Genomic DNA, 17,485 nt, shown 5'->3' on the forward strand with positions numbered 1-17,485 from the left:
GCAGAACCTGACCACCGGTGCGCGCTCATGCATTGCTCCCGCGTTCGTGCGTCCTTCCCCAGCGAGCTGCAGCGGTGGCACCCACGCGCAGGTGTGGCCGGCTGGCCGTTGTCGAAGTTGGCCGCGACGGCGCGCAGTCGCCCTGCTGGCGTCAGGTCCTCAATCCTCGATGTTCGTCAGGGGTGGTCGTCTACGGATTGCGTGCTCGTTCGACTGAGGCCCTCAGCGCGCGGAGGGCTGCCAGGTGGTTCTCTACCCTCGGCCAGGCGGCGCCGGTAGTAGGCCAGGCCGGGTGTGTCGTGACGCAGTTGGACGATGGCCATGCCGATCCTGAATGGCCTGATCAATGAGTACGAGAGAGCCGCATAGCGCCTGCACGAAGCAGCAGGTCACCACAGTTGTCGGAGTTTGATCCCCTACACGCTCCGTCCTGGTGTCGTCACAGATACTTGCCGCACGCCTCCAGGAGTTTCGTCTCATCGGCGTCGTCCACGCTGTCCGCCAGCTCGATCAGCGCCCCCGTCGGGTGCGGGTAGAGCGACTGGTTAGACAGGAACTGGTCCCGCCGTCGATCGTCGCCGGCGGGCCGCCGATAGATGCTGCCGAACCCCGGTATCGAGGCCATCTGGTACGCCTGAGTGCTCTGCTGCCACATCTTGAAGCTGTTGTCCAAGCTGTCGAACAGGATCAGCACCAGGCTGCGGAGTTGTGCCGACCGGCCGCGCTGGTTCGTGGAGCAGTAGACGATTTCCTGGGCGCCGGCTGGTGGAGCCGTCAATCGTTCGGCCCAGTCGGTATCCAGCTGCGCCGACCCGTTGGCGAGGTCGACCGGGTGGCACTCGGCGAGGATCGGATCGAGATTCGTCATCTGCTCCTGCATGAGGGTGCTGACCGTACCGTGCAGGACCGGTTTGCTGGTGGACAGACGGTTCCACACGAAGATCCCAGTGACGACCACCAGCAGCACGGCCACGCCGACCGCGACGAGCGCCCGCACCCGGGGACGACGCCGGCGGCCCGTCGCCGACGGTGGTCCGGGCGGGTGGTGGGTCACGCTGGGAGGCGGCACTGGCGGCCCGGCGACCGGCTGACGTGCCGACACTGGGGCGGTGACCGAGGGCGTGGAGACGGGGAAGGTGGGCGCCGCCGTATAGGCCGTGGCCGGGGGTACCGACGCGGGAGCGCTGACCGGAGGCGTGGACAGGGGGGCCGAGGGCGGCCCCGCGGGGACCGGCGCCGGGGGTGCTGGCGCGGGGGAGGTTAGGTGCACCGCACCTTCGGCGACGACGATCTCGGGCTGCTCCAGCACGGTGGGGGGCACGCCGAGCCGGGCGTGCAGCATCCGGGCGACCAGCGGTACCCGCGACGAACCGCCGACCAGGAACAGTCCGGCCAGGTCGGGCGGCCGGCAGCCTGCCGCGGCGATGATCCGCCCGGTCTCGGCCACCGCCCGCTCCACCAGCGGCGCCACGACCCGTTCGAACTCGTCACGGGTCACGTGCAGCGCCGGCTGCCGGCCCGGAATCTCGATCGGCGCGCTCGAGTTGCGCGACAGCGACTCCTTTGCCGCCCGAACCTCGTCCCACAGCCGCCGGCGGGCCAGGCGGGCGTCGGCATCGGCGCCCTGCGCCAGCCGGCGGCTCTGCTGCGCCCAGTCCGGCCCGAGCAGCGTGTCGAGATAAGCCACCACGGCCGCGTCCAGGTCAAGGCCGCCCAAGTCGGCTAGCCCGCCATTTGCGAGCACGTCGTAGCCGTACCCCTGCCGGCAGACCACCGCCACGTCCAGCGTGCCGCCGCCGAAGTCGAACACGCACACCGGCCGCCCAAGGTCGATGCGGTGGCCCAGCACCACCGTGAAGTACAACGCCGCCGCCACCGGTTCGGCCACCAGTTGCGGCGTGCCCAGGCCCGCGGCAAGCGCCGCGTCCAGCAGCACCTGCCGCCGGGGAGGCCCCCAGGCCGCCGGATGGGTGAGCACGACGGTGCTCGGCAGACCGCCGGCCACCCGGACCGCCTCTGCAGCTGCCCTGCGCAGCACCGCCGCCACCAGGTCCACCGTGCGGTACTCCGCGACGCCGAGCAGCAGCGTCGCTTCGTCTACGCGCTGCTTGGGGTGGGGCTCCAGCCGGCTCGGGTCGCTCGCGGCGCGCCGAAGCGCCTCACGGCCGGTTAGCAGCTCGCCGCTGACGTCGGCGAAGACCGCCGAGGCCAGCAGCCCTGTCCCGCTGTCGAGCAGGAGGATCCGTGACCGGCCATCCGGCTGCCTCAATGCGGCCACCGTGTGCGACGTCCCGAAATCCACTCCCAGCCACCCGTCCATCGACGGGACGCTACCACCGGCGCCGTCGTGTTGGCGGATCGGCGACAGGGCCTCTGCAAGGTAGGTATTTGAATGTTTTGCCCTATGGTCCGATGCCGAGAAGGTGGAGTGGGCGTGGAGGTCTCTGGCGTTGTGGGGTGAGGCCTGGGCGATGTTGGTGGTGCCGGCCAGGCGGAGGACGCTGACTGCAGCGTTGCGGAGTGTTGCCATGGCGCGTGGGGCGATGCCGGTGCGGACTTGGCTGGCGTCTTCGGCGTATCGAGATACCGTGCGCCGGTCGGGTCCACGAGATCGGACCGCCCTCGCACCTGTCGATGCGGGACGACTTCGAGATCACCGTCCCGGAGGTGGACGCCGCGGTCGAGGAGCAGTGCATCTTGGCATGCGAGCGCCGACCGATCGTATAGACCGAACGCTCTCGGACGAGCATGGCCGGAACAGAGGGCGTCGTGCTGCCGCAGCCCTCTGTTCCAGCCGCCCTTGTCGTTGAGGCGCTCAGGGACGGTCGTGATCAAGGTGTCCCTGGCAAACTGCCGGTCAGTGCTGGTTGAGGGACACCCGGGACACCAGGGACAGCTACGCCCACGTGCTCCGTGTCCGGCAGGGGCCAGGCGTACCAAGTCGCCTGCTGTCAGGCGGCGGTGTATACCGCGACGGGTGGGGGTTCCTCGTCGGGCCGGCGGCGCCGGAGTGCGTGGACGAAGGCCCATTGCACGGTCGTGGACGTCGGGTGTACCTCCTCGCCGAAGTGCTCGTAAAGGCGGCGGCGATCCCTGAACGCCTCCATGACGAGGGCGAGCATGGACGGATCGTCGTCGAGGCCGTGGGACGTAGCCAGGCAAACGCGCACGCCCCAGTCCTCGTCGTGCAGCAGCATCGTCGGTACCGCGCCGAAGCGTCCCAAGGCCAGCGCGATCGCGGCCCGTTCACGCCACGGCGACTCGGCCGCCAGCCGGAGCAGTCGGTCCTGGGCTGCTGCACGTTCGGCTTCGAGGTCCGCAGCGGCCAGGAGTTCGGTGCCGGCGATGATCGCTGCGGTCCGGACATCGGAGTCGGGGTCGGTCAGGAACGGCGCAACCGCCTGGTAGATGGCCGGCCGCGCCGCGAGCATCGCGTGAACCGGCTCGGCGGCATCGCCCCAGGACTCCGCACCGTCGACTGCGATGTGCTCCTGCGACTCGACCGCGTCGGAACTGGCACAGTACATCCACTGCAGCACCTCCGCGCGGACGGACGAGTCCATCCGGCAGTCGCCGAGGAGGGACGCCAGGTGTACCGCGAGCACTGGCACAGCCGACCACACGGTGCTCGCGTGCAACGCCTCGTCCAGGAAGCGCACAGCCGCGTCACGGCGCTGCGACTCGGGGCCAAGCAGCGCCTCCAGGTGCAACGGAGCGTTGGTGGCGTCGCCCACGGCAGTCTGCAGGCGGGACCAGTCGACCATGAGCCACATCCTCGCACTGGCGGCGACTCCGCCAGCGGAACTCCGGACGGCTACCGCCATGCCGCCCCGGCGCGCTCGGTCAGCGGCTACTTGTCCGGACGGCAGCCGGGCCGGCTCGGCGTTACGCTGGGTAGCGCGCGGATCGCGGCATGAGCAGGTGCGCGTACGGCTGGGCTCGCTAACCCCGGACAAGGTCTCAGTTCAGCTGATCATCGGCAGGTGCGGCGTTCCACGTTGGTCTTGCTACCGTGGGCGTCCTTGATCCGGTGCGTAGGGTTGTTTGACGATGATCAAAGTTCTCAGGCTGATCGGATATTGGGACGGTCGGGCGGCGCCGGAAGGGCTGCCCGATGTCTGCGACTTCGTCAGCACCGACGCCGATATCACAATGCAGCGGTCCGTTGCGGCGTATCTCCGATCCGGCACGGTCTTCGTCGCCACGGCGGGCAGATCCGTCTGCCGACTGTGTGGTGCCGCAAACGGCAGTACCGAGCAGACCGACGGAGAGCATTTCGTGTGGCCCGAGGGCCTGGCGCACTACGTCGAGGAACACGGTGTCCGTCTACCGGATGAGGTTGCCGCTGTCGCCGTCCGCGGCGTGGCCCCAGTCGTCGACCTGGAATGGTTCACGCCCGCGTTGCTGGAGACCGGTGAGCTGAGGATCGATGCGGACTGGTGGTGCAGCCTGGCCGGGGTGGGCTCCACCGGTCCCGCTGTCGAACACCTGCGCGGCTGCAGACGCAGCGGGTCGGTGGCAAGCTGGGACCTGCCCACCACAGCCGACATCCATGTCGACCGGGTACCGCCGGACGCCGTTGCGATCCTGGCCCAGATCCGACGACTGCTCGGTGCCCCATGGCCGTTCTCTGGCCTTCGCGACCTGCTCGGCTCCCAGCCGTTCCTCGCCGCCACCGGCAACCCGTCCAGGCTGTATCACACACTGACCTCGTCACCCGAGCTACGGCCATACCTCTTCTACGGCACGGACGGTGAACTCATGCCAGTGTGGTCCGACGCCTGACCATCGTCAGACCCTGCCGTGCGACCGCATACGCACATCGGCAGATCAGTGAATTGATCAAGCGGTTCCACTGGCGGACCATAACCCACCGTAGTCGTCTCATCTCGACGAATCTGGATGCTGGCGAGACTGCGGAGCCCGTGCGGCCGTGGCCTCCACATGATCGGTTGCTCGCTGGTTGCTCGGAAGTTCGCCACCTGGCACGGATGGAGCCGTACGGCTCAGGAGCTTCCGCGTCCCATCCACAGCCTGTGTGAGCTGGGCGTTTGCAGGATCACCACCAGGTCGCTCACGGCACAGAGTCTAGGCGCGGACCTCGGTGCGCAGCTCATTGGCGCCGTCGGGGCGGGTTGTCTCGTAGTTCGGCCCGCCCGACAGCAAGGCGGGAGGAGCCCGGCTGACCGGGCCCCTCCCGCTCGTCGCCTGCAGCCGATCAGCCGCAGGCGGGCAGTTTCCGGGCGACATCGCTGGGCACGAAGCCCTCGCAGATGTCGCCGCTGCCGACGTTGAGCGGACGCCAATGGGAGTTGGCGGCATCGAAGCCGAAGACGATCTGTGAGGGCTGGGGCGCTTCGTCGTAGACGGTGCCGGCGGTGGCATATCCGCTTGCACAGGCCACGTCGCGCAACGCAGCGGGCCTCGCCTCGCCATGATAGAAGTCCGGACTGTCGCGGAGCGCGCTCAACAACGTCGCGACGGTGACGGGGCAGGGATCCGCGGTCGATCTCGTCGGTAGGGTGGCAGTCCCGGACGGATGGGCGGTGGCTTCAGTGCCGGTGGGGGTGGCAGGGACGGCCGGCGCCCCCGACGCCCGTGGGGTGGTCACGGTGGTCGTGGCATGTGCGGAGTCGACGGCCGGCCGGCTGCCTGATGAGCACCCGGCGAGGGCGGACAGGGCGACAACGGCCATGGTCATGCAGGCGGTACCGGCGAGGGGTCGCAGCGAGGTCGACATTGAGCGCTCCAATTCGTGCGGGATGGAATGCGGGTTGAAGGTTCAGGAATTGCCCTCAGCGAGTCGCCAACCTGTGAACGGCGGCTGACTTTTAAAAACATTGCGGCAGATGCGGTGCGCGTTTGTTTCGGCTATTTCGCGATCGAGCGCCCGGCAGAACAGCCCGACCTGGAGACCACCCGGCCCGGCCCGTGCGCTGACGTGTTCCAAGCCGTCGTCCGGTGCCGCTCCCGCCCTGAGCGCCTTGACCACCAGGTCCGGCTCGAGGACCGGAACGACGGCTTGGGCTGTCCGCTCGATTGCCACAGTGACCAGGAACATCACTTCACCCCTGGAGCGCTGCGTCGGGATGCGCGACCCGGCGTACTGAAAAAGACATGTCTTCGCCCCGTTCGATAATGTTGATTGGCTTGCGCCGGGGCGTTTTCCCCTCCGGTGAGGAATACTTTTCCTGATCCGGAAGGGGACGGGAAGACCTTCCGGTTGTCCCCTTCCGGCCTGGCCGGAACCGTCCAGGCGGGGAACTCATGCCGGCGAAATGCCAGGCTTCATGAAGAATGCCGGAATACTCCCCGACCTCTTGCTCTGCGCTGACGGCGATGGGACGATCACGTCGCTCGATCGGCGCCTGGACGCCGCAGGCAACAACGGGGGCACTACATGCTCGAATTTTTCGGTCTGGGCACGTCCGCAGAGGATGTCTACCGCCTCATGCTGACCAAGCCCTCCTGGGGTGTTGCCGAGCTGGCCGAGGAGCTGGCCATCGGGCAGGACCAGGTGCGCTGCGCGCTCGACGAGCTCTTCGAGCTGTCCCTGCTTCGCCGGTCGGTCGAACAGGAGGGCCACGTCCGCGCGGTCAGCCCCAGCGTCGGGCTCCAGTCGCTGCTCGCCAAGCAGCAGGCGGAGCTCGACCAGCGCACGCAGCGCATCGCCGCCGGTCAGGCCGCCATGGCGGCCATGGTGGCCGAATACGCGGACCGGCAGTCGCCGCGGAGTTCGACCGAGGCCGAGCAGGTGCTCGGTATGGACGCCATCCTTCAGCGGATAGAGGAGCTGTCCGACTCGGCCCGCGTCGAACTGCTGAGCATCATGCCCGGCGTGCAGGCGCCTCAGGCCGTGGAGGCAGCCCAGCGCAACAATGCCGAACTGCTCGCGCGCAACGTCACGATTCGCACTGCGATGCAGGAGGCTGCCCGCAACGACAAGGGCACGCTGGCCTACGCGCAAAGCCTGACCGACGCCGGCGCCGAGGTTCGCGCCGCGCCGTTACTGCCTCCACGGATGCTCGTCTTCGACCGCAGCATCGCGATCGTGCCGGTCGACCCGGTGAACACGACGCATGGGGTGCTGCAGTTGACCGGGCGAGGTGTGGTGGCCTCACTGGTCGCGCTGTTCGAGCAGGTGTGGGCCAGCGCCGTCCCGCTGGGAGCGAGCAAGGCGCCCGACCGTCAGGGTGTTACGCCGCAGGAGAGGGAGCTGCTGAAGCTGCTCGGTCAGGGCCATACCGACGACTCTGCCGGCAAGCGGCTCGGCGTCTCCGAACGGACCTGCCGCCGGATGATGGCCGACCTGATGGAACGTCTCGGCGCGCGCAGCCGCTTCGAGACGGGTCTGCTCGCCGCGCGCGAGGGCTGGCTCTGAGCAGGCTCGGCCGAGGGGACAACGGTCGCCGGCCATCCAGCATCCGTGACCAGTTCGGCGGAGGGCTCTGCGCTCAGGTGTAGGAAATCGCCGGGGGCCTGCCGCCGCGCAGCGCTTGGCCGATGAACGCGAAGGACCGGTCGGCCTCGGACCCGAAGGGGTTGTCGGCGACCTGGCGCGGGGCGGCGTGCGTTATCGGTCGTGGAGCTCGTCGGTGCCCGCGCGGCGCCACAGCAGGATTATCGCGACGATGCCGAAGTGGACCAGGAGCAGCGAGCCCTCGGGCGCTGCCGCTGCTCGCGGCCGGACGCACTCGTACATGACCTCGGCCCGGCAGCCCCACAGCGGCGAGAACGCCATGACCGCGTAGTGGTGCCCGTAGAGATAGTCGGGTGCTCGCCACATCAGCTCCGTCCAGCGCGTGAGCCGCTCCTGCAGGTCAACGCCCTGACCGCGGGACATGCTCAGCAACCAGACCCAGGGCGTGGGGTCGTCGGGGAAGCCCGGATGGCGTCGCGGCAGCTCCGCACCGAATCATGGCTTGTCGAGGTGCCACGACGCTTTGACGGCGTCGTAGACCGCGATGCGGTCGACCTGCTGTGGGACTGGATGAGACAGCATCCAACGCTCCGATACGGCGGACAGGTTCACGGTGACGGTGGTGGGGGAACCAGCACCCAGGACGCCGGTCCAGTGCCCATGCTCGCCGATCACGGCTTCGACGAAGCTGTCATCGGGCTCCGTCACCTCCACATGCTCGGCCGTGACCAGAGCCGAGCCGGCCATCAGGGCCAGTAGGCGCCTGAAGACGGCCCGAGGAACATGCCGATTGGTTGATTCCAGCCAGACGTAGCAGTCGTCGTGTCCGGAGTACCACAGGCAACAGCCTGGAAGGGTCGGCAGGATCGGCCGACTGAAATCGGCTGTTCCGATGGCGAGCGCCATCTCGTCCAACTGCTCCGCGTCCGGCGTATCTCGCATGGCGACCACCGTCAACTCGTACGGTGACCAGCCTGAGAGAAAGCCCGACAGATCTTCGCCGTGCATGATCAGCGCTTCGTCGCCGAGACCGGGGACGCCTCTCGCCAGCGCACTCAGGTCGTGCGGCGAGCAGCCGATGCCCTGATGCGCCGCGATGCGCGACGGCGTCCACTGCACGTACTGGTCGTCAAGGAAGCTGTTGGTCGCCACGTCCATCACGGCCACGGTGTCCATCGCGTTGCCGGCCAGGATGTCTGCGAGTTCGCCGGCCTGTGCCGCCGTCGCGTGGACCACCCAGCAGCCGGGGAGCTCGCGCACACTGAAGCTCAGCGGAAACGGCGCACGCTCGATGCCGACGCTGTTGACCGAGAAGGCGCCATAACGCTCGACGTCGACCACCGCCACCCCCTCCGATGCGATGCGATGCGGCGGCGGCTTGGCGCCGTCGTACCGAGGGCGATGTCCGCCGTGCGATTGTGCCAGGAGCAGCCACGCCGACGCGCGGGACCGGCTGCGCAGCCGCGCACACCATCCGTCACGTCCCGGACTGCATTGGTGCACGCACATGCCGCGAGTCGTGCGCGGCCTCCGGGTAAATCCATCACCCTCCGTGCGGGGCTGAATCGCCGAGCGACATGAAGAAAGCAGGCCCCGGCCGCGAAGGCCGCCATCCGGCAGCCAAGGCCCGGCTGATGCAGGCAGCCACCGTTCCAGGCAGCACCGGTTGGCTTGGTAACCCGAACCAGTTACCGGGATGGGCAGACGGCAGCGATATGGCCAGCACAGAGCCCCGCCCTTCTGCTCGCTCGACCACAAAGGTCAGTGGCGCCCACCCATTGGCTTGGCAGTAGGTCGGCTTGCGACGCACCAACCAGCGGAATGCGACGCCGTCGACGACGATCCGCCGGGAGCCCTTACTGGCCAGCGTCATCCGTACCCTCTCGCTTCCGACCGCCCGTACGGGGAGGACGGTAGCGAGAGCACAACGTCAGCGCTATTGATTAGCGACTCTTCGAACGTGCTCGGATGCACGGATCTGCCGCGATGCGGGCGTTACGCACCGTCATAACGGTGGGGCCGCCAGCCGATTATGAGCCCGTACAGTGCGCCGGGATGCTGTAGCGCTCGAGCCTGCACCGACTTGAGCCGAACTCTGCGAGACTCGCTGCCGTGGAGACTGACGACGAGGACGAGCTACGCATCGACGACCTTGTCCCTGCTGCGGGCGGTGAGTGGTGCGGACTGCTGTTCGACAACCCATCCCTGCATCTGCCACCGCGCCTGACATGGTCCTTCACCTTTCCCTTTGAGGACGTGTCACGCGAGGACGACGACAGTCCGCTCAGCCTCAGCGTGGAGTGGCTTCCCATCCCAGCGGACGGTTGGCGCCGCATCGCCGGACGCCATCTCACAAGCGCTGCCTTCGGGGAACCGGCTGAAGCCAGTGTCTACTACTACATGCACCACCGCTTCGAGACGGTCGACCTGCAGCTGATAGACCAACGCGGCCCTTCGCTGCGGGCCGTCGCCGCTGTGTCCGGCGACATCGATGGCCTCGGTATCGATCCGGTACGCATCGAGGCCTGGCTCACGTTCACCGGGATACTCGTCTCGCGCCACGACGAGACTTCGCCCGATATGGCCCTGGCCCGTCTCGGCCAGTTCACTGACACGACCGGCCTGGCATTCGACCCCGACAGCGGGGACGCAGCGATGCGATTCATCGCAGAACCGGACTGATCGCCAAGCGCGGCGAACACGTGCGGACCGGTGAGGTCACCTGCACAGGAACGTCATGCACCAGGGCCATCCCCACCAAGCTCAGGTGCACGCATCTGCCGCCCGTCGCGCGCCGACCATCGGCAAGGCGTCACGCTCGGTGGTCATGCTGCGGGCCAGGGCGGCGCTCTGATCTGCTTGATATGCAGGTAATCCTCGTTCACCTTCAGCGTGTCGGCGCTGGTAGGTCGGGCAGAGAGGTGCCTGCATGTCCTGGAGTGGTCTGCGCGTTCACCGGTCGCGGTCGGCGGCTGGTGATCTGGTCGTGAGGTTCGGTGTCGCGGTACTGGACGCGTATCTGGAGTTCCTGGCGGTGCGGTCGCGGCCGAACACGGTCGTGGCGGTCGCTTACGACCTGAAGGTGTTCTTTACCGTGGTCGGCAAACCGCCACGGGGGGTGGTCGCGGCGGATGTGCTGGCGTTCGTCACCGCCCAGTACGCCGGTGGCCCGGCTCGCCGGCTGCAGGTCGCCGGCGAACGTGACGGCGTGTCAGCCCGCACGCTGCGGCGTCGGCTGTCGAGTGTCAGGGCTGTTCGCGTTCCTGCACGCCCGCGGTGATGTCGCCGCGAACCCGGTGCCGCGGGGGTTGCCGACCCGCCGGGAACGGCAACGGCCACGCCAGGGCGTGCCGCTGGTCCGCACCCCGCGGACGCTGCCGCGCATCCTGGACCCGGGGGCAGGTTGATGCGCTGCTGGCGGCGTTGCGCACGCACCGGGACCGGGCGATGGCCGAGGCGATGGTGCTGGGCGGGCTGCGCCGCTGTGAGGTGCTCGGGCTGCGGCTGACCGATCTGCAGGTCGCCGCGCGGCGGGTGTTCATCGCTGAGGGCAAGGGCGGGCATCAGCGGCAGATTCCCGTGTCCGGCCGGTTCTTGGCCTCCCTCGCGGCCTACCTGGACGGCGAACGGCCACCGGATGCCGGCACCGATCAGGTGTTCGTGGTCCTCAAAGGCCCCCGGCGGGGGCCGCCGTTGTCGCCCGCGGGTCTGGACCAGATCCTCGACTCCGCCCGATCCAGGGCTGGGTTGGTGCAGGCGACCTGCCACCAGCTGCGGCACACCTGCCTGACCCGGCTGCGGGAGGCCGGGATGGCGCTCGAGGCGGTGCAGGCCCAGGCCGGGCATGCCTCGATCGAGTCCACCCGAATCTATCTGCGCCTCGCCGACGACTGGCTCGCCGCACAATACCGGCGGGCGGCAGAAGCGATCGACGCGCAGGTGCGGCCCGCGAAACGTTGCCGGACAACGGTTTCCTGGGCGGCGATAACGTGGTGTCCGTTGTGGACAGAGGCCGGACATGAACGGCGGGCCGCGCTGCCCGGCTGGGAACAGCTCGACACCGCGGTCCCGGACCTAGTCGCCCCGATGCGCCGCTATCTGCAGCAGTTGGACTGCATCTTGCGTCCCGGCAGCGTCTCCGGCGCTGGCCTGGCTCTGCGGTCCTTCGCCGCGTTCCTCGCCGAGCGGGCTCGCGACGTCCGGTTCGTCAGCGACATCCGCCGCCACCACGTGGAAGAGTTCCGCAGCTGGCTGGCGGCCAGACCCGGCCGCCGCACCGCCCGGATCACCCCGGCGACCCTCGCGCACCGGCTCGGCACCCTGCGGATGTTCTTCGTCCGGATCAGTGACTGGGGCTGGCCCGAGGCACCGGCCCGGGTGCCGATCATCCCCGCCGACCTGCCCCGCCAGGACCACCCGCTGCCCAAAGCCCTCGATGACGCCGCCGCAGCGAAACTGCTGCGCGCCGCGCAGACCCAACCCCGGATGCTGGCGCAGGTCGTCGTCGAAGTGTTGCTGCGCACCGGATTACGGGTCGGTGAGTTCACCGCACTCACCGCCGACGCGGTCGTGCTGATCGGCGCGGCGCACTGGCTGTACGTCCCGGTCGGCAAACTCCACGAGGACCGCTACCTGCCGCTGCACCCGCACCTGATCACCCTGATCGGCGACTACCGCGCTGCGCACGTCGCAGCGGACAACCCGCTGCTGCTACCCCGGGAAAGCGGCCGGGCACTGGACCGGCACACCGTCACCCGCCTGATCAACAAGGCCGGCGCCGCCGCCGGCCTGCCCCACATCCACCCCCACCAACTCCCGCACACCCTGGCCACTCAGGCCATCAACCGCGGCATGAGCCTCGAAGCCATCGCCGCGCTGCTGGGCCACCGCAGCATGGACATGACCCTGCGCTACGCCAACCCTCGGGAAATGCATCAGACGGGCGAGAATTCGCTGGTCGCCTGCTGAGGCTATCGCTGGAGTTCACTGCCGATGCCTCTGCGTGAGGCTTGCTGACCTGCGCCGCTTGCGCCTATATCCCGTCTGATGCATGATCCCACCTTCAAGCGGTTGCGGTTCGCGAGGCTGGAGGGCTGGTTGGGGCGGGGTGATCTCGCGGCCGCCGCACGTCTGGAGTTGGTGTCCGGAGTCGTGCATCTGCGCCCGGAGGACGCGATGTTCGAGGCGATGCTGCGCGGCTGGCAGGCACAACAGGTTGCTCGTGGCCTGCGGGAGGACACGATCGCGCCGAGGGAGAGACTCGTGCGCCGGTTCGCGGCGTTCGCCAACGCGTACCCGTGGCAGTGGGGCCCTCAGCACATGGACGAGTGGACTCTGTCTTTGACTGGCGAGCACCACTTGGCGCCGTCGACCATCCGGGGCTACCAGACGGACCTGCGGCTGTTCAGCGAGTACGTCACCGACGGCCGGTACGGCTGGGCGACCGCCTGCGAGGAAGCGTTCGGGCCGGGCATGCACCCGGTGGCGATCTGCCACGAGTGGAACACCATCGCCCACCTCAACGAATACGAAGGCCGACCCGAGGGCCGCCCGATGACCCGGGAAGAGCTGCAACTCTTCCTCGACTTCGCCGACGACCAGGTGGAACGAGCCGTCAGCAGCAAACGCAAGGGCGCGCTGGCCGCCTACCGCGACGCCACCCTGTTCAAGGTCGTCTACGGCTGGGGGCTGCGCCGCACCGAGACGTCGAAGCTGGATCTGGTCGACTTCGGCCGTAATCCGGCGGCGCCGGAGTTCGGCCGGTACGGGATGCTGCATGTTCGGTACGGCAAAGCGGTGCGGGGCCAGCCGCCGCGGCGGCGCAACGTCGCGGCCGTGATGGGCTGGGCGGTGGAGGCCCTCGTCGACTACGTCGAGAACATCCGCCCGCGGTTCGGCTGCGGCGACCATCCGGCGTTGTGGGTGACCGAGCGCGGTGGACGGGTGAAGCCGGCCGAGATCAACGCCCGGTTCGTTTCCTACCGTGACGCGCTTGGCCTGCCCAAAGAGCTGTCGCCCCACTCGCTGCGCCACTCTTATGTGACCCACCTGACCGAGGACGGCGTCGATCGCCGCTTCATCCAGGAGCAGGTCGGCCATCGCTGCGACACCTCGACGGCGATCTACACCCATGTCAGCGGGGACTTCATGAACACCGCCCTGCGCAAGGCGCTGACCCCGGCCTTCACCAGGACAAGCTGAGCGGGAAAGGATGCGGCGATGACACGCAAACTCGACTACCGATGGCACCTGCGGCAGGTGATGGCGGCCAAGGGCATGTTCTCCACCACCGACTTGATCCCGCTGCTGGCGCAACGCGACATCGACCTGTCGTCCAGCCAGGTCTACCGGCTCGTCGTCGAGCGCCCGGAACGGCTCAGCCTCAAGATCTTGATGGCGTTGCTCGACATCCTCGACTGCACGATGGCGGACCTCATCGAGCCGATCGCCGTTGCCGCACCAGCTCGCCGGAAGAAGGCCGCCAGCGGCGAAGAGGCCGGGGTCGGCGAGCTGCGGCCGAAGCGAGCTCGCATCGCCCCGGTCAACGACTGACCCGTGCCCGTCTTCGCCCCGACGGTGCTCGCCGACCCGCTCGGCGTCATCGTCGACCTCGTCACCGGCATCGACCCGTCGCTGGACGCCGCGACCGTTCAGAAGATCGTCGAGGCGACCGCTGGGGGCCGGGCCAAGCGACGCAAGCTCGCACAGGCCCTACTCGACAAGCCGGCGCTGCTGGTCGACGGCCGCTCGCCAGCGCCGCGAGCGGTCGGCGACCTGCTCATCGCCCTGCGCCGGGCCGGTTCCAGCGCCGTGCCGGCACCCATCTGCACCGAGTGCGGAAAACAGCTGCGCACCCTGCAACGCCGCGGCGAGGACTGGTACTGCGATGTCTGCGGCCCGATCCAGGAACCCTGCACCGGCTGCGGCACGGTCCGACGAGTGCACTCCCGCGACCGCAACGGCCGGCCACGATGCGTCGCCTGCCGACCCGACAGCCAGGACGCGACCGACACGGTGGTCGGCATCGTCGCCCGCATCGACCCTGCTCTGCCGGCCGACGTGGTCACCGCCGCGGTCATCGCCGCGGTGAGCCGGCCTGGGCAACGCCAGCAACTTGGCTGGGCGCTGCAGAACCGGCCCGACCTGCTGACCGGCGCCGGCGCCGAAGCACCCGTTCCGTCGGTGCTCCGCCTCATCGACCTGCTCTGCGACGCGGGTTCCACGAAGGTCGTCCGGCCACCCTGCCCACCCTGCGGACGCGTGCTGGCCCTGGTCAAACCCCGCGACGGGCTGCGCGTTTGCCGCAACTGCATCGCCAAGTCCCGAGCCGAGCCCTGCGCCGGCTGCGGGGTCATCCGGGAAGCCGCCACCCGCGGCGAACACGGCGAACCGCTGTGTCCCCGCTGCCTGATCACCGACCCCGCCAACCAGGAAATCTGCCTCGACTGCGGCCGCCGCCGGCCCGTGAGCATCCGCACCCCGGACGGGCCGATCTGCCCCTCCTGCCGAACCGAACCAGTGCTGACCTGCGCCATCTGCGCACGCACAGCACCCTGCGCGATCAACCAGGCAACCAGCGCGCCATGGTGCAAGGCATGCCGACAGTGGTGGGCGCGATGCAGCCGCTGCGACCAGGTCCGCGCCGTCCGCGGCGGCACCCGGGCCCAGCCTCTCTGCGCCACCTGCACCCGACCGGAACCCGGTTTCTGGCGCAGCTGCCCAGGCTGTGGTCTGGAAGGCCAGTTCGGCGCCGGGCCATGCACCCGTTGCAACATCGACGCCAGGCTGCGCGAGCTCCTCGACGACGGCACCGGGAGCATCCGGCCCGAGCTGACATCGCTGCACCACAACCTGCTGCACGCCGAACAACCCGACACCGTCTGTCCTGGCTGGCCAAGAACTCCGGCGCCGCCATCCTGCGCCAGATCGCCGCCGCCGACCGCGCGCTCACCCACGAAGCGCTCGACGAACTGCCGGACACCAAGCCGCTCAAACATCTGCGCGCGATCCTCGTCGCGACCGGCGCGCTTGCCGTCCGCGACGAACACATGGCCAGGCTGGAACAGGCGTTGCCCGCGCTATCGGTCAGCGCGACAACGCGGACGAGCAGCACCTCCTGCGTCGCTACGCGATCTGGCACATGCTGCGCCGCCTTCGCAGCCGCAACCGCGGCGCCGAGACGACCTCGATCCAGGCCGCGAACCTGATGCGGCATCTGCGCGGCGCGCTGCAACTGCTCGACTGGCTTACCGAGCGCGGACTCACCCTGCGGACGGCCCGTCAGGGCGATCTCGACAGATGGCTGACCAGCGACGGAGCCAACCTGCATCGAGAGGTGGGGCACTTCATCCGCTGGGCCAGGGCCCAGAAGCTCACCGACCTCGAGCGTCCCGCCGTCAAGTGGGCCGGTCCCCAGCAGGCCATCGACAGCGAAACACGCTGGGAGCACGCCCGCCGGCTCCTGCACGACGACACGCTCAAACCTGAGGACCGGGTCGCCGGCCTGTTCGTCCTGCTCTACGCTCAATGGCCCGCGGCCATCTGCCGACTCACCACCGACCACGTCACCACCGACGGCCAGACGGTCCGGCTGCTCCTCGGCGACGAGCCTGTCGAACTGCCTGAACCTCTCGCCGGTCTCGTCCTGCAACTCGTCGCCGCCCGCCGCGGCCACGCACGGCTCGGTGACCAAGGCACGTCTCGATGGCTGTTTCCCGGAGGCCAACCCGAGCGACACGTCAGCTCCGACCGCCTCACTGAACGGCTCCGTCAACTCGGGCTGCGGCCCGGACAAGACCGATCCACCGCGCTGTTCCACCTCAGCACCGAACTCCCGGCAGCTCTCCTCGCCCGCATGCTCGGCATCCACATCACCGTCGCGGTCGCCTGGCAACGCGCCAGCGCCGGCGACTGGACCACCTACGCCGCCCACGTCAGCCGCCGTCCCAACAGACAAGGAGCCCAACCCGGTGAAGCCCACTGACCGGTGGAAACAACTGCTCGACGAACGACTCCACGAAGCCATCACCGTGCTCGGGAAAACCCCGGGCGTCCACGGACTCATCGTCGCCGGCAGCGTCGGCCGCGGCGAGCCCTGGCCCATGTCCGACATCGACCTGCTACCCATCTACGACGACTCCACCGACCCCGCAGAATCGGCAGCCCAGCTCGACCAACGCCGCGCCGCACTCGTCGACTGGTGGACCGGATCCGGCCGCGCCCAAGCTCTCGACGTCGGCTGGCTGGCCTTCACCACCACCGAGATCCGCGACGCGGTCGCCGCCGGACCGGACCACGCAGTCGCGCGCATCGCCGAACCGCGCTGGTTCCACGGCCTGGACAAGGCATACGGCGGGCACGCCGCCGACCCCGAGGACGAACTCGGCAACGCGTTCGCCACGTGGATCCGCACCGTCCGGTTCCACCCCACGGTCGTCGCCGCGCGCATCAACATCTGGCGTCAACAAGCCACCGATGCCCTCGCCGAAGCGACCCAAGCCCAGACCGAAGACCCGGCCAAAGCCACGCACCTGCTGCGTGTCTCCGCTCGCGCGCTGCGCATGGTCCTCATCGAACGGTGGGGTGAACGACTCGGCTCCCTGGGCCGGGAATGGACCCGGTTCGAACGCATGGCAGCACGCCACGGCCAACAGGCTGTCGCCGCCCGGATCGCCGCCTTGGCCGCCGCTGACCCGCCGGCCGCGGAGCAACGCGCCGAACTCGCCCCAGCATGGCTGCAGGAACGTATCGACCTGTCCTACGCCGCCCGCATCGCGGTCGGCGAGGACGTCAGCTGGGCCGAGAACGCCCGCGACCAGATCGCCGCCTTCACCGACCTCGTCTCCCGACGGCCCCACTTCCGCGGACCCTGGACCGGCACACCCGACCCCGCCCTCGACGCCCACCTGGCCGAACTCCGCGAACTGATCACCCAACACGGCTGATCCACACCGCGGGGGCGGGAAGGCATTCGGACAGTTGTGATATCCGACGTCGCCAGAGAAAATCGCCAACCGCACCGTCGCCGACGAATACTTCGCCGTCACCGAGAAGGTCGAATCCCTC

The 17,485-nt window shown here is 68.9% G+C and carries 15 protein-coding genes; 9 read left to right on the forward strand and 6 right to left on the reverse strand.

Annotated elements, in window-relative coordinates:
• Nucleotides 1–439 precede the first annotated feature (439 nt).
• Both ABD901_RS22525 and ABD901_RS22530 read right to left on the reverse strand, forming a co-directional pair.
• Nucleotides 440–2,320: an Hsp70 family protein gene (locus ABD901_RS22525; RefSeq protein WP_345129086.1), complete on the reverse strand. Its 1,881-nt coding sequence runs from the start codon at nt 2,318–2,320 to the stop codon at nt 440–442.
• A 631-nt stretch (nt 2,321–2,951) separates the two neighbouring features.
• Nucleotides 2,952–3,764: a hypothetical protein gene (locus tag ABD901_RS22530; protein WP_345129087.1), complete on the reverse strand. Its 813-nt coding sequence runs from the start codon at nt 3,762–3,764 to the stop codon at nt 2,952–2,954.
• A 286-nt stretch (nt 3,765–4,050) separates the two neighbouring features.
• On the opposite strand from ABD901_RS22530, the gene ABD901_RS22535 reads away from it, so the two are divergent.
• A complete protein-coding gene (locus tag ABD901_RS22535) occupies nt 4,051–4,785 on the forward strand; it encodes a hypothetical protein (RefSeq protein WP_345129088.1) in 735 nt (244 codons plus the stop codon).
• 433 nt (nt 4,786–5,218) lie between these two features.
• Here the strand turns inward: ABD901_RS22535 and ABD901_RS22540 are convergent, their stop codons facing one another.
• Together ABD901_RS22540 and ABD901_RS22545 are read right to left on the reverse strand one after the other, a co-directional pair.
• Nucleotides 5,219–5,473, reverse strand: coding sequence for a hypothetical protein (locus tag ABD901_RS22540; protein WP_345129089.1), 255 nt, complete (start codon nt 5,471–5,473; stop codon nt 5,219–5,221).
• Between the two features lie 309 nt (nt 5,474–5,782).
• Complete coding sequence (locus ABD901_RS22545) at nt 5,783–6,061, reverse strand: hypothetical protein (protein WP_345129090.1); 279 nt, start codon at nt 6,059–6,061, stop codon at nt 5,783–5,785.
• Between the two features lie 339 nt (nt 6,062–6,400).
• On the opposite strand from ABD901_RS22545, the gene ABD901_RS22550 reads away from it, so the two are divergent.
• Nucleotides 6,401–7,381 (forward strand): helix-turn-helix transcriptional regulator, encoded by a 981-nt coding sequence (locus ABD901_RS22550; protein WP_345129091.1) that lies wholly within the window; start codon nt 6,401–6,403, stop codon nt 7,379–7,381.
• Nucleotides 7,382–7,573: 192 nt separating this feature from the next.
• Here ABD901_RS22550 and ABD901_RS22555 read toward each other — a convergent pair whose 3' ends face one another.
• Together ABD901_RS22555 and ABD901_RS22560 are read right to left on the reverse strand one after the other, a co-directional pair.
• Complete coding sequence (locus tag ABD901_RS22555; RefSeq protein WP_345129092.1) at nt 7,574–7,843, reverse strand: hypothetical protein; 270 nt, start codon at nt 7,841–7,843, stop codon at nt 7,574–7,576.
• Between the two features lie 72 nt (nt 7,844–7,915).
• A complete protein-coding gene (locus tag ABD901_RS22560) occupies nt 7,916–8,761 on the reverse strand; it encodes a hypothetical protein (protein ID WP_345129093.1) in 846 nt (281 codons plus the stop codon).
• A 771-nt stretch (nt 8,762–9,532) separates the two neighbouring features.
• On the opposite strand from ABD901_RS22560, the gene ABD901_RS22565 reads away from it, so the two are divergent.
• From ABD901_RS22565 to ABD901_RS22595, 7 genes are all read left to right on the forward strand, one after another.
• A complete protein-coding gene (locus ABD901_RS22565; RefSeq protein WP_345129094.1) occupies nt 9,533–10,102 on the forward strand; it encodes a hypothetical protein in 570 nt (189 codons plus the stop codon).
• 304 nt (nt 10,103–10,406) lie between these two features.
• Nucleotides 10,407–10,700: a site-specific integrase gene (locus tag ABD901_RS22570; RefSeq protein ID WP_345129095.1), complete on the forward strand. Its 294-nt coding sequence runs from the start codon at nt 10,407–10,409 to the stop codon at nt 10,698–10,700.
• A complete protein-coding gene (locus ABD901_RS22575) occupies nt 10,700–12,388 on the forward strand; it encodes a tyrosine-type recombinase/integrase (RefSeq protein ID WP_345129096.1) in 1,689 nt (562 codons plus the stop codon). Before ABD901_RS22570 ends, ABD901_RS22575 begins: the two co-directional genes overlap by 1 nt.
• Before the next feature lie 78 nt (nt 12,389–12,466).
• Nucleotides 12,467–13,621, forward strand: a complete 1,155-nt coding sequence (locus ABD901_RS22580) for a tyrosine-type recombinase/integrase (RefSeq protein WP_345129097.1) — start codon at nt 12,467–12,469, stop codon at nt 13,619–13,621.
• A gap of 18 nt (nt 13,622–13,639) precedes the next feature.
• Nucleotides 13,640–13,972: a helix-turn-helix domain-containing protein gene (locus ABD901_RS22585; protein WP_345129098.1), complete on the forward strand. Its 333-nt coding sequence runs from the start codon at nt 13,640–13,642 to the stop codon at nt 13,970–13,972.
• A 1,588-nt stretch (nt 13,973–15,560) separates the two neighbouring features.
• The gene (locus ABD901_RS22590; RefSeq protein WP_345129099.1) at nt 15,561–16,403 is read left to right on the forward strand and encodes a hypothetical protein; all 843 of its coding nucleotides are present in this window, start codon (nt 15,561–15,563) and stop codon (nt 16,401–16,403) included.
• Nucleotides 16,390–17,364, forward strand: a complete 975-nt coding sequence (locus ABD901_RS22595) for a nucleotidyltransferase domain-containing protein (RefSeq protein WP_345129100.1) — start codon at nt 16,390–16,392, stop codon at nt 17,362–17,364. The genes ABD901_RS22590 and ABD901_RS22595 overlap by 14 nt, the downstream gene beginning before the upstream one ends.
• Nucleotides 17,365–17,485 lie beyond the last annotated feature (121 nt).

The sequence above is a fragment of the Dactylosporangium darangshiense genome (assembly GCF_039537565.1).
GTDB lineage: Bacteria > Actinomycetota > Actinomycetes > Mycobacteriales > Micromonosporaceae > Dactylosporangium > Dactylosporangium darangshiense.